The sequence below is a fragment of the Candidatus Neomarinimicrobiota bacterium genome (assembly GCA_036476315.1).
Classification (GTDB): Bacteria; Fidelibacterota; Marinisomatia; order Marinisomatales; family S15-B10; genus JAZGBI01.
In genome coordinates, this window is record JAZGBI010000008.1 from 24301 (window position 1) to 48979 (window position 24679).

The 24679-nt window shown below is 49.3% G+C and carries 27 protein-coding genes and 1 riboswitch; of the genes, 6 read left to right on the forward strand and 21 right to left on the reverse strand.

The window, feature by feature from the left end; genetic code table 11:
- Positions 1-191: 191 nt before the first annotated feature.
- Entirely contained in the window at positions 192-2264 is a 2073-nt protein-coding gene (locus tag V3U24_00595) for a thioredoxin domain-containing protein (GenBank protein ID MEE9165951.1), read from the reverse strand.
- A gap of 281 nt (positions 2265-2545) precedes the next feature.
- On the opposite strand from V3U24_00595, the gene V3U24_00600 reads away from it, so the two are divergent.
- On the forward strand, positions 2546-3970 hold the full coding sequence (locus tag V3U24_00600) for a sodium:solute symporter family protein (protein ID MEE9165952.1): 1425 nt from the start codon (positions 2546-2548) through the stop codon (positions 3968-3970).
- Positions 3971-4019: 49 nt separating this feature from the next.
- Here the strand turns inward: V3U24_00600 and aroQ are convergent, their stop codons facing one another.
- The 17 genes from aroQ to V3U24_00685 all read right to left on the reverse strand — a co-directional run bounded on the left by aroQ (position 4020) and on the right by V3U24_00685 (position 18864).
- Positions 4020-4454: a type II 3-dehydroquinate dehydratase gene (gene aroQ, locus V3U24_00605; GenBank protein ID MEE9165953.1), complete on the reverse strand. Its 435-nt coding sequence runs from the start codon at positions 4452-4454 to the stop codon at positions 4020-4022.
- The gene (gene aroB / locus V3U24_00610) at positions 4451-5527 is read right to left on the reverse strand and encodes a 3-dehydroquinate synthase (GenBank protein MEE9165954.1); all 1077 of its coding nucleotides are present in this window, start codon (positions 5525-5527) and stop codon (positions 4451-4453) included. Before aroB ends, aroQ begins: the two co-directional genes overlap by 4 nt.
- A complete protein-coding gene (locus V3U24_00615) occupies positions 5514-6149 on the reverse strand; it encodes a shikimate kinase (protein ID MEE9165955.1) in 636 nt (211 codons plus the stop codon). Before V3U24_00615 ends, aroB begins: the two co-directional genes overlap by 14 nt.
- An 85-nt stretch (positions 6150-6234) precedes the next feature.
- The gene (aroC, locus tag V3U24_00620; GenBank protein ID MEE9165956.1) at positions 6235-7413 is read right to left on the reverse strand and encodes a chorismate synthase; all 1179 of its coding nucleotides are present in this window, start codon (positions 7411-7413) and stop codon (positions 6235-6237) included.
- A gap of 8 nt (positions 7414-7421) precedes the next feature.
- Positions 7422-8264 (reverse strand): shikimate dehydrogenase, encoded by an 843-nt coding sequence (aroE, locus tag V3U24_00625; GenBank protein ID MEE9165957.1) that lies wholly within the window; start codon positions 8262-8264, stop codon positions 7422-7424.
- Positions 8265-8286: 22 nt separating this feature from the next.
- Complete coding sequence (gene aroA / locus V3U24_00630; GenBank protein MEE9165958.1) at positions 8287-9558, reverse strand: 3-phosphoshikimate 1-carboxyvinyltransferase; 1272 nt, start codon at positions 9556-9558, stop codon at positions 8287-8289.
- Positions 9521-10579: a 3-deoxy-7-phosphoheptulonate synthase gene (gene aroF, locus V3U24_00635; GenBank protein ID MEE9165959.1), complete on the reverse strand. Its 1059-nt coding sequence runs from the start codon at positions 10577-10579 to the stop codon at positions 9521-9523. Before aroF ends, aroA begins: the two co-directional genes overlap by 38 nt.
- Position 10580: 1 nt before the next feature.
- Positions 10581-11306 (reverse strand): prephenate dehydrogenase/arogenate dehydrogenase family protein, encoded by a 726-nt coding sequence (locus tag V3U24_00640; protein MEE9165960.1) that lies wholly within the window; start codon positions 11304-11306, stop codon positions 10581-10583.
- Complete coding sequence (locus V3U24_00645) at positions 11299-11880, reverse strand: prephenate dehydratase domain-containing protein (GenBank protein ID MEE9165961.1); 582 nt, start codon at positions 11878-11880, stop codon at positions 11299-11301. Before V3U24_00645 ends, V3U24_00640 begins: the two co-directional genes overlap by 8 nt.
- Entirely contained in the window at positions 11877-12647 is a 771-nt protein-coding gene (gene trpA, locus V3U24_00650; GenBank protein MEE9165962.1) for a tryptophan synthase subunit alpha, read from the reverse strand. Before trpA ends, V3U24_00645 begins: the two co-directional genes overlap by 4 nt.
- Complete coding sequence (gene trpB, locus V3U24_00655) at positions 12644-13855, reverse strand: tryptophan synthase subunit beta (GenBank protein MEE9165963.1); 1212 nt, start codon at positions 13853-13855, stop codon at positions 12644-12646. Before trpB ends, trpA begins: the two co-directional genes overlap by 4 nt.
- A gap of 5 nt (positions 13856-13860) precedes the next feature.
- Positions 13861-14499 carry a phosphoribosylanthranilate isomerase gene (locus V3U24_00660; protein MEE9165964.1) on the reverse strand — a complete coding sequence of 213 codons (639 nt, stop codon included), beginning with the start codon at positions 14497-14499 and terminating at the stop codon, positions 13861-13863.
- Complete coding sequence (gene trpC, locus V3U24_00665; GenBank protein ID MEE9165965.1) at positions 14496-15278, reverse strand: indole-3-glycerol phosphate synthase TrpC; 783 nt, start codon at positions 15276-15278, stop codon at positions 14496-14498. The genes V3U24_00660 and trpC overlap by 4 nt, the downstream gene beginning before the upstream one ends.
- Complete coding sequence (gene trpD / locus V3U24_00670) at positions 15278-16279, reverse strand: anthranilate phosphoribosyltransferase (protein ID MEE9165966.1); 1002 nt, start codon at positions 16277-16279, stop codon at positions 15278-15280. The genes trpC and trpD overlap by 1 nt, the downstream gene beginning before the upstream one ends.
- On the reverse strand, positions 16273-16866 hold the full coding sequence (locus V3U24_00675; protein ID MEE9165967.1) for an aminodeoxychorismate/anthranilate synthase component II: 594 nt from the start codon (positions 16864-16866) through the stop codon (positions 16273-16275). Before V3U24_00675 ends, trpD begins: the two co-directional genes overlap by 7 nt.
- 7 nt (positions 16867-16873) lie before the next feature.
- Positions 16874-18349 (reverse strand): anthranilate synthase component I, encoded by a 1476-nt coding sequence (gene trpE, locus V3U24_00680; GenBank protein ID MEE9165968.1) that lies wholly within the window; start codon positions 18347-18349, stop codon positions 16874-16876.
- A 254-nt stretch (positions 18350-18603) separates the two neighbouring features.
- Entirely contained in the window at positions 18604-18864 is a 261-nt protein-coding gene (locus V3U24_00685) for a chorismate mutase (GenBank protein ID MEE9165969.1), read from the reverse strand.
- Between the two features lie 220 nt (positions 18865-19084).
- Here V3U24_00685 and V3U24_00690 point away from each other — a divergent pair, with 220 nt between their 5' ends.
- Complete coding sequence (locus tag V3U24_00690) at positions 19085-19234, forward strand: hypothetical protein (GenBank protein ID MEE9165970.1); 150 nt, start codon at positions 19085-19087, stop codon at positions 19232-19234.
- A gap of 18 nt (positions 19235-19252) precedes the next feature.
- Here V3U24_00690 and V3U24_00695 read toward each other — a convergent pair whose 3' ends face one another.
- From V3U24_00695 to V3U24_00705, 3 genes are all read right to left on the reverse strand, one after another.
- Positions 19253-19894, reverse strand: a complete 642-nt coding sequence (locus V3U24_00695) for a GNAT family N-acetyltransferase (protein ID MEE9165971.1) — start codon at positions 19892-19894, stop codon at positions 19253-19255.
- A 551-nt stretch (positions 19895-20445) separates the two neighbouring features.
- The gene (locus V3U24_00700; protein MEE9165972.1) at positions 20446-20781 is read right to left on the reverse strand and encodes a type II toxin-antitoxin system PemK/MazF family toxin; all 336 of its coding nucleotides are present in this window, start codon (positions 20779-20781) and stop codon (positions 20446-20448) included.
- 13 nt (positions 20782-20794) lie between these two features.
- Positions 20795-21031 carry a hypothetical protein gene (locus V3U24_00705; GenBank protein MEE9165973.1) on the reverse strand — a complete coding sequence of 79 codons (237 nt, stop codon included), beginning with the start codon at positions 21029-21031 and terminating at the stop codon, positions 20795-20797.
- Positions 21032-21650: 619 nt separating this feature from the next.
- On the opposite strand from V3U24_00705, the gene V3U24_00710 reads away from it, so the two are divergent.
- The 4 genes from V3U24_00710 to V3U24_00725 all read left to right on the forward strand — a co-directional run bounded on the left by V3U24_00710 (position 21651) and on the right by V3U24_00725 (position 24664).
- On the forward strand, positions 21651-21863 hold the full coding sequence (locus tag V3U24_00710) for a hypothetical protein (GenBank protein ID MEE9165974.1): 213 nt from the start codon (positions 21651-21653) through the stop codon (positions 21861-21863).
- Positions 21853-22647 (forward strand): S-methyl-5'-thioadenosine phosphorylase, encoded by a 795-nt coding sequence (gene mtnP / locus V3U24_00715; GenBank protein ID MEE9165975.1) that lies wholly within the window; start codon positions 21853-21855, stop codon positions 22645-22647. Before V3U24_00710 ends, mtnP begins: the two co-directional genes overlap by 11 nt.
- Positions 22640-23161, forward strand: a complete 522-nt coding sequence (locus tag V3U24_00720) for an adenine phosphoribosyltransferase (protein ID MEE9165976.1) — start codon at positions 22640-22642, stop codon at positions 23159-23161. The genes mtnP and V3U24_00720 overlap by 8 nt, the downstream gene beginning before the upstream one ends.
- Before the next feature lie 323 nt (positions 23162-23484).
- Positions 23485-23590: riboswitch (TPP riboswitch) on the forward strand.
- A 213-nt stretch (positions 23591-23803) separates the two neighbouring features.
- Positions 23804-24664, forward strand: a complete 861-nt coding sequence (locus V3U24_00725; protein MEE9165977.1) for an SGNH/GDSL hydrolase family protein — start codon at positions 23804-23806, stop codon at positions 24662-24664.
- Positions 24665-24679 lie beyond the last annotated feature (15 nt).

Consider the following 24679-nt stretch of genomic DNA (forward strand, 5'->3'; position numbering starts at 1 on the left):
TTTACCCCGACCACTTGGGACGGGGAAGGCCTGTTTTCCTTACCCGGAGTTCAGTTCCCATTTATTCTTATTGAAGGTTCCAAAACCGCCGACACCGACCGAGGGAAGTTTTCAATTAGCCTTACTTCAATATTAGATGAAATTGTCGACTTATGAAAGAGAAAGAACCGATGGAAGGGGCAGGGGGTCGTTCATCTTAGCGCGTTGAGCATTTCGTCTGGATCCGTAGTTGGAGAATCGCAGGTGTAATTCTGGCAGACGTACGCCGTTGCATTCCCGTTGACGGCAACCTGGGTTTCCGTAAAAGGAGCCAGTTTCGCCAGCTGAGTTCCTGATCCATTGCTCGATTTAAGCAGAACGACTTTGTTCGGCAAGAATTGCGCCCGTACCACCTGGAGCATTCTTGCGGTGTCGTCTCCGTCCAGGTCACCCACAATAACGATCTCATATGAAGGTCCCAGTCCAAAATCAACCGACAGAAGAAGCTGCGAGTGTCCAGGAGGATACCTCTTGACCTGAGAAGAGAATACCTTTCCGATTGCAGCCGCCTTCTCTTCCAGGTCGGATCTCCCCGTGATCCTTCCGATGCGGAGGAGGTCAAGGGCAGCTACTGAATTTCCCGAAGGAATCGCACCATCGAATACCTCCTTGGTTCTCACGATAAGCTCTTCCCCGTTTCTCGACGTAAAGAAGAAACCACCCTCTTCCTCGTCCCAGAAGAGAGCGATCATCGTGTCTGTCAGTTCCACAGCCTGTTGAAGATAGGAGACTTCGAACGTTGTCTCGTACAGTTCCAACAGTCCCCAGACCATGAATGCGTAGTCTTCCAGATGGGCGGGGAGGGAGGCTACGCCATCCCGATATCTTTTCAGAAGGTATCCCTCTGAGGTTTTGAGAACGTCAAGAATGAAATCTGCTGCCGACCTGGCCGCATGGGCATATTCGTCGTTTCCAAGAATTCGTCCCCCTTTGGCCAGTGCAGCAATCATCAGTCCGTTCCAATCCGTGAGAATCTTGTCATCTTTAAAAGGGTGCACTCTTTTCTCTCGCGCCTGGAACAGGTTTTCGCGGGCCGCATTAAGACGGTTCCGAAGTTCCGATTCACTCAGCCCGTATTCGGCCGCCAGGTCAGCCGTGGACCCCTGAAGATGCACTATGTTCTTCCCTCGCTTCTGGCCGCTCGCTTCCTCCCGGAAGTTGCCATTTTCGGAGATATTATATATTTCCGCAATCATGGAGCTTTCACGGTGGCCAAGTATGCTTTCAATTTCATCCAGTGTCCAGAGATAGAATTTTCCTTCTTCTCCCTCACTGTCTGCATCCTCTGCCGAGTAGAATCCGCCCTCGGGTGAAGTCATGTCTCGCAGGACATACGCAAAGGTTTCCCGGGCTGTGTTAGCATATGCTTCCTTTCCCGTGGCCTGATAAGCTTCCAGATAAGCGATGGCGTTCATTGCCTGATCGTAGAGCATTTTTTCGAAATGGGGAACAAGCCACTCGGGATCCGTCGCATATCGATGGAAACCGAATCCCACGTGATCGTAGATACCACCCCATCGCATTTCCTTCAACGTTTTCTCCACCATGTGGAGAGCCCTTGAATCTCCCGTTCTCTTCCAGTAGCGGAGGAGAAAGGACAGATTATGGGCGGTTGGGAATTTAGTTCTGCCCTGGAAACCTCCACGGTCCTCATCAAACCGTTGGGAAAATCGAGTGAAAGCCTCATTAAGAATTTCTTCATCGAGAAGGTCGGTCCCGACAGGCGAGATGCGACGTTTCAATTCATCCACAAACGATTCGGCCCTGTCAGCTAATCTCCCTCTGTCGTTCCTCCAGATATCTCCTATTTTCGGGATAAGCTCCTTCATGCCCATCTGATTGAAACGGGTTTCACGGGGGAAATAAGTCCCGGCAAAAAACGGTTTCTTGTCAGGTGTCATGAGAATGGTCAGCGGCCAGCCTCCCCGGCCCGTCATGGTTTGACATACGGTCATATAGATATTGTCAATGTCAGGACGTTCTTCTCGGTCGACCTTAATGCTGATAAAGTATTCGTTCATAAGAGCAGCCGTGGCGGAGTCCTGGAACGATTCGTGCTCCATTACGTGGCACCAGTGGCAGGTCGAATAGCCTATTGAGAGAAAAATTGGTTTGTCTTCTCTCTCGGCTGCCTCAAATGCCTCCTCTCCCCAAGGATACCAGTCCACGGGATTATCTGCGTGTTGTAGGAGATAGGGGCTTTTCTCTTCTGCCAGTCGGTTCATCTTCTTGCCCTCTAGGGATGAGTGACAGCTCATTATCCCCGTCACAGAAATGATCACTCCTCGAAAGAATAAGTTCCTGATCATAAGTTCAGGCCAAGTTAACTGGCCGGGCGTCTGGTGTGCAAGGGGAACCTGTTGAAATTGCTGTCTCACGAAGGTAACTTCCGTCCAATTTGCTAGAAAAATGATCTTCGTCGGTTTCATTCTCACCTGTCAAGTTAGCTTTGTCCATATGTCTATCGGGCAATACCGGGACATGCAATTATGATGAATTGAAGATCATGTATTTCTGGACAATCATTCTCTATCTTCTGGCTCTCATTGTGGTGGGGGCTTGGCGGAGCCGAAAGGTTAAGACGAAGGCCGACTTTATGGTGGCAGGTCGGAACGTCCCATCTTTCGTATTGCTGGGAACATTGCTGGCCACGTGGATTGGGACAGGTAGTATTTTCGGAAATGCAGAGAAGACCTATGAAGTGGGAGTGGCGGCTCTCATTCTTCCCTTGGCAGGAGTCGGTGGGATTGCTGTTCTGTCGGCCGTAGCTGGAAGGGCCCGTCGCTTTGAAGGATTTACGGTTCCAGACATCTTGGAGGCCAGATATAACAAATATGCGAGGGTGTTTGGCACCATCACCGTTGTCACTGCGTATATCACCATCGTTTCGTATCAATTTCGTGCCGGAGGGGCAGTACTACACCTTATTTATCCGGCACTTGACCCTCAAGTGGCTGTGATCATAGCCGCTATTTTCGTCATTGCCTATACCGCATTAGCAGGGATGAGTTCTGTGGTTTATACCGATGTTGTCAACGGTGTGTTGATGACCTTAGGTCTCATCATTTGTCTTCCCGTCTTGATGATCAAGACCCACGGTTTTTCTGGCATGAGAGAACTTGTTCCAGCAGACCATTTCCAGTTTTTCGGACGGCTATCGGGAATCGAAATCATCGGTCTACTACTACCGGCATTTCTTCTTGTGCTCGGGGATGCCAATATGTATCAACGATTCTTTTCAGCTCGAGATGAAGGAACCGCCCGCCGGGCGGTCATTTGGCTGGTTCTTGGAGTCGCTGTGGTGGAAACAGTCATTATCTTGAATGCCTTTTTTGCCACAGGTCTTCATCCACATCTGAAAAACCCTGGACATGTGATATTAAATGCCGCCTTTTTTGATTTGCCCGTCTTCTTCGGGGCTATTATGCTTGCAACTATCGTGGCCATCGTGGTTTCTACCGCTGACTCTTACCTCCTTGTCCCTTCCACCAGCGTAGTAAACGATATCTACATGCGGTTCATCAAACCAGATGCTTCGGATCGCGAAATCGTTCTTTTGTCACGGGTGGTGGTTATCGTTCTTGGAGTCTTGGCTTACTACCTTTCCACATTAGATGAGAGATTTCTCGCGGTGGCACTGTATGCCTATACTATCTATGGAGCGGGCATTACGCCGGCTCTTCTCGCAGCATTTTTCTGGAAACGAGTCTCGACACCTGGGGCCTTGAGCTCTATTGTGTCCGGCACTGTTATGACTGTTGTCTGGAAGAATTACGGACTTTCGATAACAGTGCCAAAGGCCCTGGGGTTTCCTCAAGGCACTGTCGTAGATGCGGTGATCCCCGCTATTATTGTATCGGTGGTTCTGCTTGTTGTGGTGAGCCTGGCAACGAAGCCGACGCCTGAGAAATATGAGCGGTTTGCGAAATAACGATGAGGAATCGTAACCTTTGTCAGGCCGAGTCGGTAAGTCTCGCGGGTTAGTCGGAGATGTAATTCAGGAGATTCTTCAGACCTTCCAGATAGCTCTTTTTACCCAATCCCGAAACCTGTCCGATGCAGACCGACACGATCACCGATCTTTTCCGGAATTCTTCCCGCTGGTGGATGTCGGTAAGGTGAACTTCTACAGCCGGAGTACCCACAGCGGAAATGGCATCCCGAATGGCATAAGAATAGTGTGCGAAGGCACCTGGGTTAATGAGGATCCCATCAGCCCAGGTCCGCTCCCGGTGAATGGTATCTATGATATCTCCCTCATGGTTGGATTGAAAGAATCTGAAATTGTTGCCCGGAGCGGCCGGGCCCTCACTTAGCCAAGCCATCAGTTCTTCCAGCGTCTCAGTTCCGTAGATTTCCGGCTGCCGGGTGCCAAGAAGATTCAAGTTGGGGCCATTAATGACAAGGATATTCATAATGATGCTAACGCTCGAATTATATGACGATCGACCACCTGATCGGAAATGATGGCATGACCCAGGCCTTGCAACAAAACGAAATGAAGTTTACCCCCCTTTGCCTTCTTGTCACGTTTGACGGTCTCCAACAAGGATGATGAATCTATTTCCCCCAGTTCCGGCAAGGGGAGTTTGCGAACGGCAGATTCCAGATGGTAGAAATCTTCATCACTCAAGTGTCCCAGATCCCGGGAGATACTCCCGGCGAGGATCATACCGTAGGCAACAGCCTCACCGTGCTTCAAAACGCCAAATCCCATGGTTGTTTCCAGAGCATGTCCAATCGTATGTCCGAAGTTGAGAATGCGCCGAAGGTCTTTTTCCTGCTCATCTCGTGAAACCACCTCTGCCTTGATTTCACAGCAACGGGCGATGGCCTCCGTAAGCATGGTATCGTCCTCCCTCAAGACAATCGAATCGAGGTTCTCACTTACGCGATCAAAGAAGTTCCTGTCTCGGATGGCACCGTATTTTAGCATCTCTGCCATGGCTGAGACCATTTCCCGGTGAGGAAGTGATTCCACCAGGTTGGGATCTATGACAACGCCCTCCGGCTGATAGAAGGCCCCCACCAGATTCTTTCCCTGGGGAAGGTTTACCCCCGTTTTTCCCCCGATGGCCGAGTCTATCATGGCCAAAAGGGTGGTGGGAACCTGAACATAATCGACGCCTCTAAGATAGGTGGCCGCCAAAAAACCGGTGATGTCTCCAACCACGCCTCCTCCGAACGCAACCAGCAGGGTGGATCGATCACAGTCCAGCTCTGTCAGTTGCTGATACATAGACTCCACCTGAGAAAGAGATTTTGCATTTTCACCTTCGGGAATTACTATGGTTGAAGCGCGAACTCCGGCCGAAGCCAGTGTTTTTATTAAGGTGCCGTCACACATGTCCTTCACGGAGCGTTGTGTGATGACCACCCACCTGCGTTTCCGGTATGAGGCCAGAAGCTGAGGAATCTGATCCAGAAGGCCAGGCTTGACCCAGATGGGATATGATCTATCCTTCAAGCTGACTTCAATGATTTTCACGGCTCTTCCTTATGTGCCGGATAATCAGCTCCACGGCGCCATCATGCGTCATTTCATCGGTACTCACAGTGAGGCTTGCCACGGAACGATACGCTTCCTCGCGCTCCTTCCAAATCTGAGCGAGATGATTCTTGGCATCTTTTGCCTGTTTCAAGAGAGGACGAGAGGTTGGATTTCCTATTCGCAGCGCAAGGGCACGGGGGGAGGCCTCCAATAATACTGTGATTCCCCGGTCCCTCAAAATTCTTCGGCTATTCTTGTCAAGGACGATTCCTCCACCTGTGGAAAAGACCTGATTGTTCTCTCTGGCCTTTTCTTCAAGAAGGGACCTTTCCAGTTCCCGGAATCGCTCCTCACCCCATTCGCGGAAGATTTTGGTGATGGACTTCTGGGTTCGTTCCCTTATGATGATATCGGTATCGATAAAGGTCATGCTTAGTCGCTCAGCCAGAGCTCGTCCGATGGAAGTCTTGCCACTCCCCATCATCCCTACGAGAAAGATGTTTTTCTTGCTTGAGGTCATTTCTTCCTGCCACTGCCAATCGAAGCGTAGCGCCTGCCAGCCACCTGCAACGTGGGGCAGGCTGGCCAAACCAGAGGGGAGGCTGGAAATCCTGGACATTTTCGGGTCGGAGATCCCGACTGCTTGTCCCGCCAGAGGCGGCGGTCCCGATCTTTTCGGGGATCCTTCGGGACTGCCACCTGTCTCAATACCTCGCGCTCACTTGCATGTGTCCTCGAAGTTGTTCCAGCGAATCGCCCCCAAATTTTTCCAACAGGGCGTCAGCCAGGACAAAGCAGAGCATACTTTCGGCCACTACGGAGGCGGCGGGAACTGCACAGACGTCTGTCCGCTCTTTGTAGGCGAGCTTGGGCTCTTTGGTTTGAATGTCGACGGATCGCAGCGGCTTCATCAGGGTTGGGATGGGCTTCATGACCGCCCTGATCACGATGGGTTGAGCATTGGTCATACCTCCCTCGATTCCGCCGGCATTGTTCGATGTTCGCTGAAACCGAGTACCATCATGGGTGATCTCGTCATGGACTTCACTCCCGAACCGGCCAGCTTGGGCAAACCCCAACCCGATTTCGACCCCTTTGAATGCGTTAACGGACATAATCGCTTCAGCAATACGGGCGTGGATCTTCTTGTCCCACTGTGAATGACTCCCGAGGCCATAAGGAAGTCCCGTGGCGATGATTTCGAAGGTTCCTCCCACTGAGTCTCCATTTCTCCTGGCATGGTCGATTGCTGAAATCATGCCTTCCTCGGCTTTCTTGTCCAAACACCGTACCGGGGATCCGTCGGCCAATTCACTCAACGCTTCCGGTGAAATACCCTCTGGGATGGGAGATGTGTCTTTGGTTGCATGGATCCGAGTTACGCGACTGCCGGTTGCATGGATCCGAGTTACGCGACTGCCGATTTCGATTCCCACCTCTTTTAGGAGTTTCCTGCATGTGGACGCCAGAGCAACTCGCATGGCCGTTTCTCTGGCAGAGGCCCGTTCCAGCACGTCGCGGATATCGTCGAAATCGAACTTGTGAAGCCCTGCGAGATCGGCATGACCCGGTCTGGGGAGGGTCACTCTGACAATCTCCCGTTCAACAGGTTCAGGGGACATTTTCCGTTTCCAGTTTGCCCAATCCTTGTTGGGCAGGATTAGACCGATGGGAGATCCCAGGGTCTTGCCGTGACGAACCCCACAATATATCTCCGCCCGATCCTTTTCAATTTTCATTCGTTTTCCTCTGCCAGAGCCCCTCTGCCTCCGGGCCAATTGATAGGCAATGTAGTCTTCACTGATTTCCAACCCGGCGGGGATTCCTTCTATGATACCCAATAACCCTTTTCCGTGGGACTCCCCCGCTGTTAAGAAGTGAATTTTTTGCATCATATCTGATCCTCAAGAAACTGCTTGAGCATGGTTACATCCACTCGCTGAGATATGCGGGCGAGAAACCAAAGATCCAGGGAAGCCAGACCCTGGTGAATGAACATGTCGAGTCCGTCAACTGTTTTCGCCCCTACCATCGTTCCCGTTTTCAAGAACTTTGTCGATAAGGGCGTATAGATGACGTCCACCAGGGTGTGACCCGGATGGATGAGATTTGGAGGTAGGGGACAATCATCGGTATGGGGGCTCATTCCCACCGGTGTGCAATTGATGATGACCACATTCTCTTTCAGGCAAGGTTCCATCTGTTCAGGATCTAAGGCCTCGATGTGGGTCTTTGAATAAGATTTCGAAAAGAGGGATACGAGTTCAACAGCTTTCTCGGGATGCCGGTTCCCCACCCGGATCGCCTTTGCTCTGCCGGAGACGAGGGAGAATAGCACCGCTCGTGCTACACCTCCTGCCCCTAGCAGAACAAAGGAGTTGCTTTCGGCATCAATCCCGTTCTCCTTAAGTGATCTTGAGAATCCCAACCAGTCTGTATCATAACCCGTGAGCCTGCCGTTTTCTCTCGCCACACAATTCACGGCTCCGATGAGTTGAGACTCCCGGCTCAGCTTATCGAGGTGGGGAATGACTGTTTCCTTGAAGGGAATGGTGATGTTGACGCCGTCCAGGTTCCCATCCCTCAGACTTACCATAATTTCTGGGACCGCCCTTTCCGTGATCTCGAGTTTCGTGTATTGGGCGTCCAGTCCCAATGCATGGAATACCCAGTTGTGCATGGAGGGACTCAAGCTATGAGCCAGGGGGTTTCCCACGACGGCGAAGTTCCTCATGGCAGTTGGTTTTCTTGGGTCTCTATGAAATGACTTTCCTTAACAGGTCACTAAAGTCCGGGCATGATACGCTCATGATTTCCGGATTGTCCATTTTCACCGGTTCTTGGGCTATGAGTCCTGCAATGGTAAAGGCCATGGCTACCCGGTGATCGTCGAACGTCGATATAGAGGCGCCCCGAAGGGGTGTCGGGCCACGGATGACAAATCCATCCTCACGTTCACTCACATGCGCTCCCATTCTTCGTAGATTGGTGCAGATGGCCTTGATGCGATCGGTTTCTTTCACCCTCAATTCTATGGCGTCACGAATCACGGTGGTTCCTTCGGCCTGGGTTGCCAAGACACCGAGAATCGGGAGTTCATCTATCATTCGAGGGATTTCTGTCCCCCCAAGGGAAATCCCTTTCAGGGGCTTATGGGTGATCTTGAGGTCTCCTATGGTTTCTCCGTATTCGTCGCGCTTGTTCAGTAATTGTATTCCCGCTCCCATTTCTTTCAGGGCATCGTAGAATCCCGTCCGGGTAGGGTTTAGTAAGACGCTTCTCAAGATTAGCTCAGAGTGGGGAATCACCGCAGCCGCCGAAGCGAGAAATGCTGCTGTGGAGGGATCCCCAGGGACGTTTATGTGAAAGGGTTTAAAGGGACGCTGAAGGAGGAAAACGGTGACGTGATTATCTGTTGTGGTGATATCCGCGCCGAGAATTTTCAACATGATTTCTGTATGATCCCGGGTTTTTGTTCTTTCGATCACGGTGGTCGATCCGGGCACGCCCAATCCTGCCAGGAGAACGCAAGATTTTACCTGGGCACTGGCAACGGGAGGGCGATATTTTATTCCCATTGAAGGTGTCTTTCCTTTTAGTCGCAGTGGGAGATGACCGTTTCGGCCTTCAACCGTCGCCCCCATCATTTGCAAGGGGCGGATTATTCTGCCCATGGGCCGGCGGCTGAGCGACTCATCTCCCACCAGGGTAGCGGCAACCCCCTGTCCCACCAAAAGGCCCGTCAACAGTCTGGCTGTGGTTCCGGAATTGCCGCAATTCAGGGGATGATCTGGCCGCTTGAGTCCGCCCCCCAGTATGGTGATGCGGCTCAAAACCCTTTCGGATGGAACGCCGCACTCCTGCAAACACAGGCGGGTGGATTCCACATCGATTGCGTTGGAACAGTTGTCGATGGTGCTCTCCCCATTTGTGAGGGTGCCAAGTATCAAGGCCCGGTGGGAAATGGATTTGTCTCCCGGAAATGTTAATTCACCCGATATCTTCATAGGTTGGGACTTTTTCTTCATGCTCTTTACCAATCTTCTTTCCCAGCGCCTTACAGACACCTTTTGCTAATCCCATGAGTTCAGAAAACTGTTCGGGCGGCAAAGCTTGAGGACCGTCGCAGAGGGCTTCTTCCGGGCGGTCGTGCACGTCCACGATGAGACCGTCGGCGCCGGCTCCGATTCCAGAAAGGGCATGAGGGATCACACTATATCGATGACCGCTGGAATGACTCGGATCCACAATGATGGGGAGGTGGCTCACCTCCTTCAAGGCCGGTATGATGCTGATGTCAAGTGTATTCCGGGCGTGGCTGGCAAACGTTCGAACCCCCCGTTCACAAATCGCAACGTGGGGTGTGCCGCTGGACATTAGGTATTCTGCAGACATCAAGGTCTCGTCAAGTGTGGCACTCATTCCTCGTTTCATGAGGACAGGTTTTCCCACCTTTCCCACGTCCTTCAGAAGGGTGAAATTCTGCATATTCCGGGCACCGATTTGAAGCATGTCAGCATACTGGTCCACCAAGGTTGCTGTCCCCGGATCAACGACTTCCGTAACAATCGGTAAACCTGTTTGATCTCGTGCTTCCGCAAGGATTTCCAGACCAGGCTCACCGAGCCCCTGAAAGGAATAAGGGGAGGTCCTGGGCTTGTAAGCCCCACCACGGAGCATCTGGGCTCCCTGTTTCGCCACGTGGTGAGCGATGCGCAGCGTTTGATCGCGGCTCTCTACGGCGCACGGTCCTGCTATCATGACCACGTTGCCATCTCCGAACTTCACCCCGCAGACGTCAATGACGGAATTCTCCGGGTGCATGTCACGACTGGCAAGCTTGTAAGGCTTGGTGACAGGGATAACCTGCAAAACACCCGGCAATCCTTCGAGATATATTCGGTCTTCGGTATTCTTGTTGCCCGTAACTCCGATGGCCAGCCGGGTCCGTCCAGGGATCTCGTGGGGACTATATCCCAGTTCTTTGATCCGTTCCTTGACTCGTTCAATTTGTTCCTTGGTGGCGGTTACGTTCATAACAACAAGCATACTAATCTCTCCTTATGATCTTACCCCGAATGGTCTCAATGGCTGATTCCAGCGTCTCGATGATCGGTAGGGTGTATGGATTGAAGTTCTGAAGGTCTGTGAACAGTTCCCAGCTGTCGTGGCAGGTCTGATCGATGACATGCAGAAGGTCTCTGAAGCCCAGCGTATCGATTTCGGTCGGTTCCACACCGGCTTCCTTCAGGACACGGCCGACAAAGTGCGTAACCCCTTGCGTTCTGGCTGCCAACCGATCGTGCTCCTCAGGGGTCATCTCTACGACCTTGATAGCCTTGGATTCAAAGTATTCTTTCCAGAAAGGAAACATGTCATAGTTGTCCCTTGTTGGATGCATCATCATGGTCAATCCTTTGGGCCTGGTAATGGAATCGGGCCCGAAAAGAGGATGCGTGGTAATAATCCCGATATGATCCGGAAGTGCCTCTTTCATCACGGTTGCGGGATACACCTTCACCGAACAAACATCCAGGATGGTTGTCCTTCCTGACAACCTGGGTGAGATGTCCAGGATTACCTCTTTAAACGCCCGGATGGGGACAGCGACAAAAATGGATTTCTCCTTCAATACTGTGTCGATGCCTGTGATTTCAACACCGAATTGCTCGTCTTGGACTTTCTCATCATAAGCCTTTACCTTGAAGTCGTCTGATAGGATCTTTCCCAGAACTCCTCCAAACCTTCCAAACCCGATAATACCTATACTAGTCATTTTGGTCTTGCTTGAAATTCTTAACTCCGACAAAGAGGGTTAGATTATTCTTCAGGTCATGAATATTCTCCTGAAGAAGGACCAAACCGTAAAGGTCTGCGCATGCTTTGGGAGCGACAACGGCCGCCGTCTCAGGGAGTTTTCCTTCCTTTAACCGTCTTGCTGCTTCAGCAGTATCGTCTTCTTCAATGAGAGGACGTGTCCAGAAATGCTCCGCAACATAATCTCTGCACTGGAGCAGAGCCTGTTGATGAGAGTGAATCTCTGTAATGTCACCGATGAATACACCCCTCTTGCCCAGAAGATTTTGGCTGATAGGAATGTAAAACATCTCAACTATCTCGCATCGATGGTGGGCCAATGCCTCCACACTTTCTATGACAACTCCGCCCTGGGCATTTTCCATGGCGAAGATTCCGAAATCTACATTCTCATTTTCCACGGCACCCAGCACGGCTTCTGATGAAACAAGGTACTTCATCCTCACGTCCTCAATACCGTGGTTGTTGGCAAAAATGGTTGCAGCTCCGTCGCAAAAACTACCTTTTCCACCTTGAATTCCAATGGTCGTCATGCTACGCCCTTCAGTTCTTGTACATAATTGAAAACCGTTGTCAAGGGATCATCGGATTCTTCGATTCTGCGGATAAGAGCAGTTCCCACCACGGCACCATCTGAAAGTTGGTTAACGGTTATGACGTCCCTCCGAGTCTTGATGCCAAACCCGGTGACAAAGGGACTGACGCTGTTCTCCCTTACTCGAAGTAGGTAAGATTTCAATGCTTCTTTTCTACCCATTTTTCCGCCTGTTATGCCCAGAATAGAGACGCAGTAGACCAGATCTCCCGCAATTTCAGAAATGTTGAGGATTCGGTCATTGGGTGTGTTTGGGGCAATCAGCAATATGGGCGAGATGGTGTTCGACTTGCAGAGGGAGACAAAGTCCGTTGCCTCTTCGGGAGGAAGGTCGGGAACGATGAGTCCATCCACTCCCACTTGTTTACAGTCTGAGACGAAGGCTTGTGGCCCGTAATTCAAAATGGGATTAATGTATCCCATGATGGCGAGAGGAATCTCAGATGTACGCCGTAGTGTCTCGACCTGTTCGAGAATCCAAGTGACGGTTACGTGATTCTGCAACGCAACCTCACTGGATGCTTGAATAACAGGCCCATCTGCAATCGGATCAGAGAAGGGAATCCCCAGTTCAATCATGTCCGCCCCTGCTCGTTCCGCTGCAAGTACCAGTTCCGTTGTGGTCTCCAGAGCGGGAAACCCCGCAGTGAAATAGGGTATCAGTTTTTCCCCAGGCCTTTTGAACAGTTCCACGATTCTGTTCACAGCCTTCTCCCCAGGTATTCTGCAACTGTCTGAACATCTTTATCTCCCCGGCCTGACAGGCATACGATAACATTTTCTTCTGGCTTGATTCCGTTTTCTGCATCGCGCAGAAAACTGAGGGCGTGGGCAGCTTCCAGGGCGGGGAGGATGCCTTCCTTTTCCGAAAGCCACGTAAAGGCTGACACGGCTTCCTCATCTGTGGCAGAGAGATATTCAACTCGGCCCGTCTTTTTCAGGTAGCTGTGTTCGGGACCGACACCGGGATAATCGAGGCCCGCTGAGATGGAATGGGGGAGAGTGATCTGACCGTTATCAGACTGAAGCACAAAACTGGCTGACCCATGAAGAACGCCAAAGGTCCCTTTGGTCAGGGTAGCGGCATGATGGGTCGAGTCCAATCCGAGCCCGGCTGCTTCCACGCCCACCATTCGGACCTTGTCCTTAAGAAAAGGATAAAACAATCCTATGGCATTGCTTCCACCTCCTATGCAGGCAACAAGAGTATCGGGAAGACTCTCCTTCCTTCCGATCTCAACGAACTGCGCCCTGGTCTCTCTGCCAATAATGGATTGGAAATCCCTTACAATCATGGGATACGGGTGAGGGCCCACCGTGGAACCAATGAGATAGTAGGTCGTCTCCACGTTCGTGACCCAGTCTCGGATGGCTTCGTTTATTGCATCTTTCAGTGTTTTGCTCCCTGCAGAGACGGGCCGGATTTCAGCTCCCAGAAGCTCCATTCGGAAGACGTTGAGTTCCTGCCGGCGCATATCTTCTTCACCCATATAGACCACACACTCCAATCCAAATTGTGCCGCCACCGTGGCTGTGGCTACGCCGTGTTGACCTGCTCCCGTCTCTGCGATTATCCGGCGTTTGTCCATCCGCTCGGCCAGTAGGATTTGACCAACCGTGTTATTGATCTTGTGAGCCCCGGTATGGTTTAGATCTTCCCGCTTCAGGAAAACATCAAATCCCAATTCTTCCGAGATTCTCTCAGCGTGATAAAGGGGGGTCGGCCGGCCTGAGTATTCTCGGAGAAGATGTTCAATTTCGGCTTGAAACTTCCTGTCGTTCTTTGCGGTTGCATAGACCTCTTCCAGCTCATTAATGGCAGGTATGAGTGTCTCCGGTACATACCTCCCACCAAACTCTTCAAAATGTCCTTGTTCATCAGGAAGACCGTATGTGGTTTGATTGGGTTTCATGGTAATTATGTATTGAAAGTATCTGAGTAATCTCCTGTTCGCTCCAAAACTCTGAACATCGTTCGTAATTTGGATTCATCTTTGATTCCCGGACTTCGTTCCACACCACTGTTAATGTCAATGGCATCTGGCCGAGCTGTGGCGATTCCCTCGAGAAGGTTGTTGGCATTCAATCCGCCGGAAAGTATGATGGGGGTCTTGGTCTCCATCCGGGTGACTATTCTCCAGTCAAACGGATCTCCCGTCCCTCCAAACATCCCGCGCTTATGGGTATCCAGAAGGAAAGCGTGCACTGGATAGTTTTCGTAGTCTTCATGGGGAATCGAATTGCCGACCCTCAATACCCTTACTACCGGCAGTTTGATGAGCCCGCAGAGTTCAGGCGATTCGTCGCCATGCAGCTGTACAAAGTCCAGGCCCGCGGCGTCTGCGGTTTGATGAATCGTTTCCAGATCAGAGTTAACGAACACTCCGACCTTTCGGGTACTGTCTGGCAGTCTTTTGGAAATTTCCTTTGAAGTTTTAAGGCTCACATACCTGGGACTTTTCTCATAGAAGATGAGCCCGATGGCAGAGGCACCCAGCCTGGCTGCAAGGAGCGCATCATTGACAGTTGTGATGCCGCAAATCTTTACAGGTATCACGCCGCCGCTCCTTGTAAGAGGTGTCTTAGCGCTGAGCCCGGGGATGGTGATTTCATCAGCGGTGTGCCGATGAGGGCGGCATCGTAACCTGATTCCTTGATGAACCGTAAATCTTCGGAAGTATGAATTCCGCTCTCTGCCACTTTTAGAGCGCCGGGTGGTAAAAGGGGAAATACCTGTGCACAGTGTTTCAGGTCCGTCTTCATGGTCTTCAGGTCTCGGGCGTTCACACCTACAATCCGGGGATCAAGTTTCTTGACAACTCCCAGCTTTTCTGTGGAGTAGAGTTCCATGAGAACGGCCAATTTCAGATCGGTTGCTGTCTGATATAGGTTTTCCAGCACTTCAGGCTGGAGTATATCAGCTATGAGAATGATGGCATCGGCGCCTGCCTGGTATGATTCCCAGACTTGATACTCCGAGAGAATAAACTCTTTCCTGAGAACGGGAATATTGACGGCACGCTTTATCTTTCGGAGGTGTTCCAAATTCCCCCCAAAGTAATCTTCATCCGTCAGAACAGAAATGGCCGCGGCTCCATTCTGGCTGTACTCCCTGGCAATCGTTGCGGGGTCAACATCTGGCTTAATATTCCCGCCGGATGGAGACTTTCGTTTGATTTCGGCAATGATTTGTATTCCCGGTTGAGCAAGGGAACGTTGGAAGTCCAGAATCGGAAATGGCCGTGATTTATTCCGAAGTTGACTTAATGGAACTAGACGTTTGGCTTCGGACAATTCTTTCTTCTTATGGAGGATGATCTCTTTGAGAATAGACATCACGCCTTCGCTAGCCTTTCGAGTACACGAAGAGCGGCACCGGAGTCAATGGATTCTTCCGCCATCCTGATGCCTTCGTCTATGGAATCGACTTTTCCACTCACTCGAATGGCCGCCGCGGCATTCAACACGACGATATCCCGATGGGGACCTTTCTTGCCCACGAGGACATTCTTGATGATAGCGGCATTGTGCTCAGGCACGCCGCCTTCAAGCATTTCCGGACGGGCGATTTCGATGCCGTAATCAGTTGGGGATAGTGTCACTGTTTTCACCTTACCATCGGTGGTTAAGTGGCTGATTCTGGTGGTGGATGTTGTGGTCATTTCGTCCATGCCGTCGTCACCGTGAACGACAAAGGCTTCTTCGGCGCCCAGAATCTTGAGGACCTGAGCGATTGTTTCCGTGAGGGCTCCGTCAAAAATTCCTATTAGCTGCCGTCTGACCCCCGCCGGATTGCACAAGGGACCCAGAATATTGAATACGGTTCGCACGCCCAAAGATTTCCGGGCCCCCATGGCGTATTTCATGGCGGGGTGGAGGGACGGGGCGAAAAGGAATCCTACTCCAATCTTATCGACACATTCGGCCATTTTTTCCGGTGGCATGGCTATGTCAACACCCAGGGCGGATATGACATCAGCAGAACCCGATTTAGAGGTCATGGAGCGGTTTCCGTGTTTGGCCACTTTCACATCAGCTCCTGCCGCCACAAATGTGGCTGCTGTAGAAATATTGAACGTCTCTTTGCCATCTCCTCCTGTCCCGCACAGGTCAATGCCATCGGAGCGAATGGGAACGGGGGTCATTTTTTCGCGCATTGCCAGGGCAAACCCCGCAATTTCGGCGGCTGTCTCTCCTTTGTACCGGAGGGCAATGAGAAATCCCGCAATCTGGGCATCATCAAACTCACCCGACATGATTCTCACCATGGTCTGTCTCGATTCCTCCTGGGTCAGGTTGTTCCCCGCAATTAGATGCTCCAACACCGCTTTCATGATTGCTGTCCTCCTCTATCCGTTGGCGAACGGGTAAGAAAGTTCTCAATCATCTTCATTCCATCTTCTGTAGCAATAGACTCCGGATGGAACTGCACCCCGTAAACCGGGTATTCGTTGTGCTCCAGAGCCATGATCAATCTATCATTCGTTTCCGCTGTCACCCTTAGACTGGCAGGGAGTGTCTCTCTTTCCACCACAAGGGAGTGGTAGCGTGTCGCCTCGAAGGATTCTGGGATATTGTGGAAAATCACTGAATCGTTGTGCGTGATGAGGGCCGTCTTTCCATGTACAATCTGAGGTGCTGGAATGATTCGACCATTGAAAGCAGCCGCAACGGCTTGATGGCCAAGACATACCCCGAGGATTGGGATTTTGTGGCCAAATTCTCTCACAAGGTCCACAGAGATTCCGGCATTCTCAGGTCTCCCCGGTCCTGGCGAGATAACGATTTTTTCCGGCTCCATTTCTTCGATGTTTTTCAGGGTCAACTCATCATTGCGATAGACTTCCAATTCAGATGTGAATGCCTGTGCATATTGAACCAGGTTGTAGGTGAAAGAATCGTAATTGTCCAACATGAGTATCATTGTCTGGTCACCTAACGAGGCCATTTTCAGCCAGATCGATGGCTCTCATAATCGCCTCACCTTTGTGAACTGTTTCATGGTATTCACGGGTAGGATCTGAATCGTAGACGATCCCGGCTCCCGACTGGAAATAAACCGTTCCTTCTTTCACGACAAGTGTCCGGATGGCGATGCAAGTGTTCATGTCGCCTATGAAGTCAATGTAACCGACAGCTCCGGAATAGATGCCCCGTCGTATCGGCTCCAGCTCATGAATCAGCTCCATGGCCCGGATTTTGGGAGCCCCTGTGGTCGTGCCGGCAGGGAATCCCCCCAGGAGGGCGTCGAACACATCCTTGTTGCCGTCGAGTCTTCCTATGACGTCAGATACAAGATGCATGACGTGGGAGTACTTCTCAACCACCGCGTTTTCTTTCACCTGAACTGAGCCAGCCTTGGCCACCCGCCCTACATCGTTGCGTCCAAGATCCAATAGCATCAGGTGTTCGGCCCGTTCCTTCTCATCGGAAAGAAGTTCCCTCGCAAGTTTTTCATCCTGTTGCCGATTCTTTCCTCTGGGGCGTGTCCCGGCAATGGGGCGGATTTCCACTTCGCCGTCTTCCACCTTCACCAGGAGCTCGGGAGAAGCACCGATAATCTCAAAATCATTCATTTTGAGATGGAACATGTAGGGTGAAGGATTGATGGTTCTCAGGGCTCGATAGACTGTGATCGGTTCCACTGGCGTATGTCGATGGAACCTCTGGCTAAGAACAATCTGAAATATGTCCCCGGCTTTGATGTACTCTTTGGCCTTCAAAACAGCGGATTCGAATTCCGCTTCGCTCATGTTGGAATGAAGCTCGCTTCTTTCAATTCTCTCTGGAGTTTGATAATCTATGTCCGTGTGTAGATTTCCACCGATCATATCGATGCGTTTCCTGGCACGTTCGTACGCAAGCTTCAAGTCGGTTTGAGAATCCACAGTCACGTTGCTGACCACGATGGCTTCATTCTTCAAATGATCAAATGCCAACAGGTCTTCAAATAACATGAACACAGCATCCGGAATGCCGAGATCATCCATAGGATAGGTGGGAATGTCCTCGGTCCACGTTACGGTTTCATAGCCCAGGTAGCCCACTAAACCCCCTGAAAAAGTTGGGATTCCTGACAATTTGGGGGCATCGTAGCCGGCGAGGATCTCTCGCATGGTTTCGAGAAATGACGTGTTGGACGTAACGGTGTCTCCATTTTCCTTGATGGTAGTTAAACCGTTGATGTGTGTGATGATTTTCTTTGGCTGGAGACCTATGAAAGAATAGCGGGAGTACCGGGTGCCTTTCTCAACGGACTCTAGGAGAAAGGCGTAGTCAGAGTGTCGTGCGAGACGCATATGAGCTGATATGGGTGTCAGAAGATCAGCAAGCACTTTTTCATAGACTGGGATGGTCTTGTGCTTCCTCGCTAATTCTCTGAATTCGTCAAATTCCAATCTTGTCATTCTCTCCTTACCGCTCCGCAGGGATACAAAAAACCCCGCGTTTGCTGCGGGGTCGAAAACGGTCCATTCGTCTGCTATTTCCCTACACGGGCCGCTCCAACCCTCCTGAGGAGAACCACCAATAGTAATAACTAAACTGCTGAACTGTCTGATTCATTGTTTGAAAATATATTCTACTTCAAGTCCCGTTGCAAGATCTTTTTGTTGATTTCTCTCGAACTGTCCCTTGAATGCCTCTTCATTTTCTTGCACCATCACTCTTGGATCTTTCTTGTGGCGTGGAAAATGGACCTGAAGATTCGGGCAATTTGATCTCTCGATAGGATTCCCGCAGCTTGTTTTTCGAGACGATCAATGATTTCCTTTTCCCGCTCTGGGTCTCCCGCCGATAAATTGAGTTCTTTCTTCAATTGGCCCAACTGCTCCACCAAGCCTATTCGCTCAGCCAACAATCGGATCATCTCCTCATCGATCTCGTCAATCTGTTTTCGAAGCTGAGCTATTCTTTTGTCCATGCTGTTCGCGGATTTCTGTGTGACAACCTTAGCATTTCTCGGCCACTTCTCTGTATGCTTCTCTGAAAGGGCACACCTCGATTAACCAATTTGTACACTTCCTCGGTCAAGGCCTTCTCGCAATTCGTTTTGCTTACCTCTGGCACCCAAACGACCCATTCATTATTTTGAAGAGGATCATTTTCCCCAGCCAAAACTTCACAGGAATACCGAGAGGGGAATGGCCGTCAGTGTCGGAAGACTTCGCCCGTGTCCCATTTTGGATCATAAGTTTACGGCCCTATCGCACAATACCATTCGAGGAGCAGCCGGCGGGGTGATTCTAAGCGCGGAGATTATGGTGAAAAAGGGGCTGATCTCCTATGAATAGGCGATGGCATCTGAAGAGCTAAACCTTGGAAACAACCGGTGGGTTCCTGGGCCAAGTTGGAGCTTGCGAGGGGGGATTGAGAACCCGGCGATAGTACTCGAAAATCTTTCTCGTGCCATGCCAATTCTCGAATCTTTGGAGCACCTGCACATCTCCAGTAAACCTCTGGGAAATCCCTTCCCGAACGTGGCCCGAAACGTACTCGAAATTCTTCTTTTTCGCCCAACTCAGGTAAACGCGTTTCAGCGTTTTGGCATAGCCATTCCCCTTATATTCTTTCATTACGGTGAAAGCATACGTGTACAGTGTGTTCTTCTTACCCATGTTGGAATCGCACTGGAAGGATGGGTCGTTTGAGAAGTATTCCAGGGGGACGCCTATGATATAGCCGATGATTTCGTCCCGGTACCTTGCCACAAAGGGTAGGGTGTCGGGATAGTTGAAGTACTTGCGGATACTTGCCTTGGTCAGTCTGGCAGAATCAATGAACTCTTCAACCAGGTGTTCCGAAATGAGAATAAGTTGGGGCACATCTTCTTCGCCAACCCTCTCAATCAATTCAACTTGAAAGCCAAACGGTGAGGAGGCAATGACCCGTGACCTTGTCGATTCGGCAATGTCCAGCGTTAACTGCCTTGATCCATTTGTTTTCTTCTCCATCGGCACTCCGTTAGAATAATGCGGGAATGAAAATTAGGCAATCAATTTTATCTGTCATTGCTGTTTTACGAAGGGGTCCGCTTCAGTTGTTTCAATTGTTTCTCCTGAAAACCAGCTAGTAAAATCAACAGCTTACGAAGCTCTGTGACCATAACGTGACCATCCTGCCAACGAAGAACGGATGATCCTGTCCCGCCCCGGTGGGATGGGATCGGCCATTCAATGAAATCAACATATGCTTTGTGATCGACTTTTGCTCGGGCGAAAAACCGGACGCGGGTGTGGGGTTTTCCATCAACAGCTGACTCTAGTAATGCCACAGGATTCTTGAATTGAGAGGAAGCCGAATATGAAAAAGTATTTAGAGCTGAGTTAGGTAGGCAGGCACTACGTACCAATCCTCTTCTAATCTACTTTGTTCCGTCATGAAGTTTTGCAGTTTCACAAGATGCCAAGTTGTACAGCACCTATGGAAGCCGTTGTGACGCGAAGGTTATGGAGATTAGAGGATTTGCCTTGCGTGGGAAGAGTCGTAGGTTATTTGGAAAGGCCTAGCTTAAGTCGAAGACGATCCGTAAAGAGCTATCAATTTCTTCCAATAACTCAGATTCTAACTCGCCCCTAATCTCTGCCCCGCGCTTCTTGTGGTCGATCGGACGGGTTTGCAAACAATCCGCAACTGATTTCTTGTCGAGCCCATTTTGGGAGGATCGGCGAATTTCCACATTGGTTTTGATTCGACCTTTCTTCTTGCTCCAAGATGTGATTGGAACAACTTGGATAACAGGAACTTTTGCGTTGTAGACGTTATTTGTCACTATTATACAGGGGCGACTTTTCCCTGTCTCAGACCCTTCGGTTGGATCCAAGTCAACGTCGATAATCATGCCCCGTGTGAGGTCACTCACTCGGCCATCCGTCTACTGCGGCTTCTGTCAGTTTCTTAATTTCAGAGTCTTCCTCATACAGTTCCGAATACAGAATGGCTGACTCTACCAACCTCTGAGTTTCAAACCTCTTTTTGAGCTGGTCAATTGCGGCACGCACGAGGGAACTTCTGTCCTTAAACCCAAATTCACCGCACCGATTTAAGAACTCATCTTGTGTCTCTTCAATGCTAATCCTTTTTTGTAACATTTTTCCTCCCTTTGGCCTTGGTTTATGACACCATTATTACGGCCCTAATATACGGTACAGAATTAAGAACATCAATGAGGACTATTATACGCTCTTTGTGCGCTTTTGTTCCATTTCTTTGATACTTTTATCGAATAATTAGCTTTCCTCGCTTAGAAGTGCTTTAGAACGCTTTCTCGGCCTATCTTGGGGCCGCCTTGTCGATACTATTACCCTCAGGAGATACAGTTGCCATAATGATATTTCAAGAGATTTGCGCCAGAAATAACGGAAAGCTTCCTATTGATAATATGATATCAGAATCGTAGTATCGATTAAAAGGGGTGTTATTCCACCGAGGGTGGTCGTCAAAACCTGACCTGGGTAATGCCAGCGTAGGAAATGAGAAAACAGACTATCAGAATCCTCTTCGGTTTGAAGGGGACTTTCGTTTTCTTGACTCTTGCTTGATTTTCAACAACCTTGGTAAGTATTGTTTGATCCAATTATCAACTTGAATCGCAATTCATAATCTGTGCATTGGTTATTAACATAAAGACAACAATGGAGAAAGTCCTCAAGTTCTTTTTTTGCTGATAGTGATGGGGATATAAACATTTCCTCCCCAGTTGATTACGATATCAAAAGTGGTCTTGAAATTCCAGTGGAAGAACGCTCTCCGGAGGAGGTGACAAGGATTAAGGGAATTCAGTTTACGATTGAGGATATCGATGTGGCAACACCTCCCTCTGATGTGACTCCTGCTGAATCAATCAAAGGGATAATAACAGAAAAAGGAATTGCTGGATATCCTTACATTAGATCGTTGCAGGAACAAAAAAATGAGAGATAAAATCAAAGTAGGTATCATTGGAGGTTCTGGACTTGAGGACCCAGCATTCATTGATAATTATTCATCTGCTAAAGTATCTACCCCATATGGAGAGCCAAGTTCTGAACTTATTCTCGGTAGAATCTCAGATATTCCGGTAGTAATAATCTCCAGACATGGAAAGGGCCATACAATTACTCCATCTAATGTGAACTACCGTGGGAATCTTTGGTCTCTAAAAGATCAGGGATGTACTCATGTCTTAGCCACGACTGCCTGTGGCTCATTGAGAGAAGATATCAAACGAGGGGACTTTGTTCTTCCTGATCAATTCTTTGATCGCACCACAAAACGTGAAAGTACGTTTTATGATGAATCAAATGTTCAACATGTACCTATGGGATCACCTTTCTGTGAAAAGACACGTGCAGTTTTACAAAATCAAGCACAAAAATTAGAATTGAAATATCATCTGGGAGGAACCATAGTCACAATTGAAGGTCCCAGATTTAGCACTAAAGCGGAAAGTATGCTGTTCAGGTCATGGGGTTGCGATGTAATTAATATGTCGACGGTTCCTGAAGTGGTCTTAGCCCGTGAGCTTGGTATGTGCTACCAAAGTATTGCAATGAGTACTGATTATGACTGTTGGCATGAAAGCGAAGAAGAAGTATCGATGGAGATGATATTTGCAGTTATGGCAGAAAATGCTGAAAATGTTAAGAAACTAGTTATGAATACAATTCCATCTTTATCAACAGGAGAATGCAAGTGCCAATCGTTTCATAGGAGTGCCAGTGAATAATAGAAAATTAAGGAATAAGATAAGAACGATTCCAGATTTTCCCAAAACCGGGATACAATTCAGGGACATCACAACTCTTTTATTGGATAATGATGCATTCACGGAATCCATTGACATTTTTTGCGACGAGTTTAAGGACAAGGAAATCGATGTTATTGTAGGTATTGAAAGCAGAGGCTTCATTTTTGCTTCTCCATTGGCTCTGAAACTTGGGTGTGCTCTAGCTATAGCAAGAAAACCCGGTAAGCTACCTGGTAACAAAATATCAGTAGAATATGATCTTGAGTATGGAACTGACACAATTGAGATGCATACAGATGCTGTAAAAAAGGGAAACAGAGTATTGATAGTTGATGACTTACTTGCAACCGGTGGCACAGCGAAAGCTGTTGGGGAATTGGTTAGAAAATTAAAGGGTGATATAGTCAGCTTTGCATTTCTAATAAATCTTCTGGAGTTAAAAGGTGTTAATTTACTTAAACCCCACCCGATTTTTTACATTGTTGAATATTAAATAGGTCAAAGAAATGCCACCAAAGTCAGTAATTATGGAAATGATGAAGTTGTAACTCGGTGGGAGAGAGGTTCTTGCGCATTTCTATTAACGATTCATAATTCTGTTCATCGCAGCAGCAACCAGAATCTGAGAGCAACCTCGCAAAGGATTATTGGCAGAAAACCAGGCACCATCCAAACAAGTGACATATTGAGATCGGCAGGTTCTGGCCAGGTTCCTGCGACCTTCAGGAGATGAAGTTTCTATCTTGACATTTCAAGAAATCTCCGCCAAGAATAACGGAAAGTTTCCGATTGATAATATGATATCAGAATGGTAGTGTCAATCAAAAGGGGTGTTATTCCGCCGAGGGTGGGATGGCTGAGATTAGACTCTTAGAACCTGAACTGGGTAATGCCAGCGGAGGAAATGAGAAAACAGACTATCAGAATCCTCTTCGGTTTGAAGGGGATTTTTTCTGATTCTCACACTGCTAGGCAAAATTGCACGTCGTATAGTCCCTGCAATACAAGAAGCCAATGAATCTCGGTGTCTCGGTATTTATATGTTACAATTGAGGTACAATCAGTAGTTATTCGGCATCCCAGCTAACTAAGGGTGGTTGTATTTCGCCAATCTCGATCTGAAAGGGGGCTGATCATGCGGAGCATTCTCGCAGATATTGAATTGTACATACTTCTAATCGCTATTCTCGATGTGGGAGCTATGATTTCAGGCTGTTCCCTGGTTTCTTCTGGAGGAGATGAAACGACGGCTCTGAAGCAAGCTTCTACTTTGATTGCTGAACGGGGAGACACAACTTGGGATCTCGTTGCATTGGGTGATTCCACCCCAACAGGATCTGGTGTTAGCGCAGACCTCTCATATGTCCAAGTCTATTCAGCATACATTGAGGAGGATCTTGGGGTCGATGTAGTAGTCAAGAACTGGGCCACGAATATGACCCAGACCGTTGCAGACCACGTTGAGGCGGTCCGTAGTGGTGAGGAATTGCGCGAGGATCTACGAAATGCAGAGGTCATTACCATCTGGCTGGGATGGCATGACTTGATCCCCAATATCGGTATCGGGAGAGGTGGTCCCTGCTACGAGCGTGCCGATGAAGTAGATGTGGACTGTCTTGGTGAAGTGACAAATCCTATGCGGGAGGGTTTCGATAAGCTCTTGTCAGAGATTGTGTCTCTTGCAAGCCCAGATGAAACGTTAATCCTGATAGCTGATGTTGGAATTCCGTCTCTTTTCGTGGCGAGATGGAAAGAGTACGGCACTTTGGATGTATTGAAACGGGATGCCTATGAGGTATGGCGCGAATACATTATTCAAGCTGCCCGCAAGTATCAGGTCCACGTTGTCAATACATATGAGGTGCTTAATGGACCGAACGGCGATCAGGAGACGCCACCCCAGTATATGCAGTCCGATGGCCTTCATTTCAATGAACAAGGGCATAAGTTGATTGCTGATCTTCATCGCAGGGTGGGATACGAATACTCCCGATAATTCGAACTTGACCTG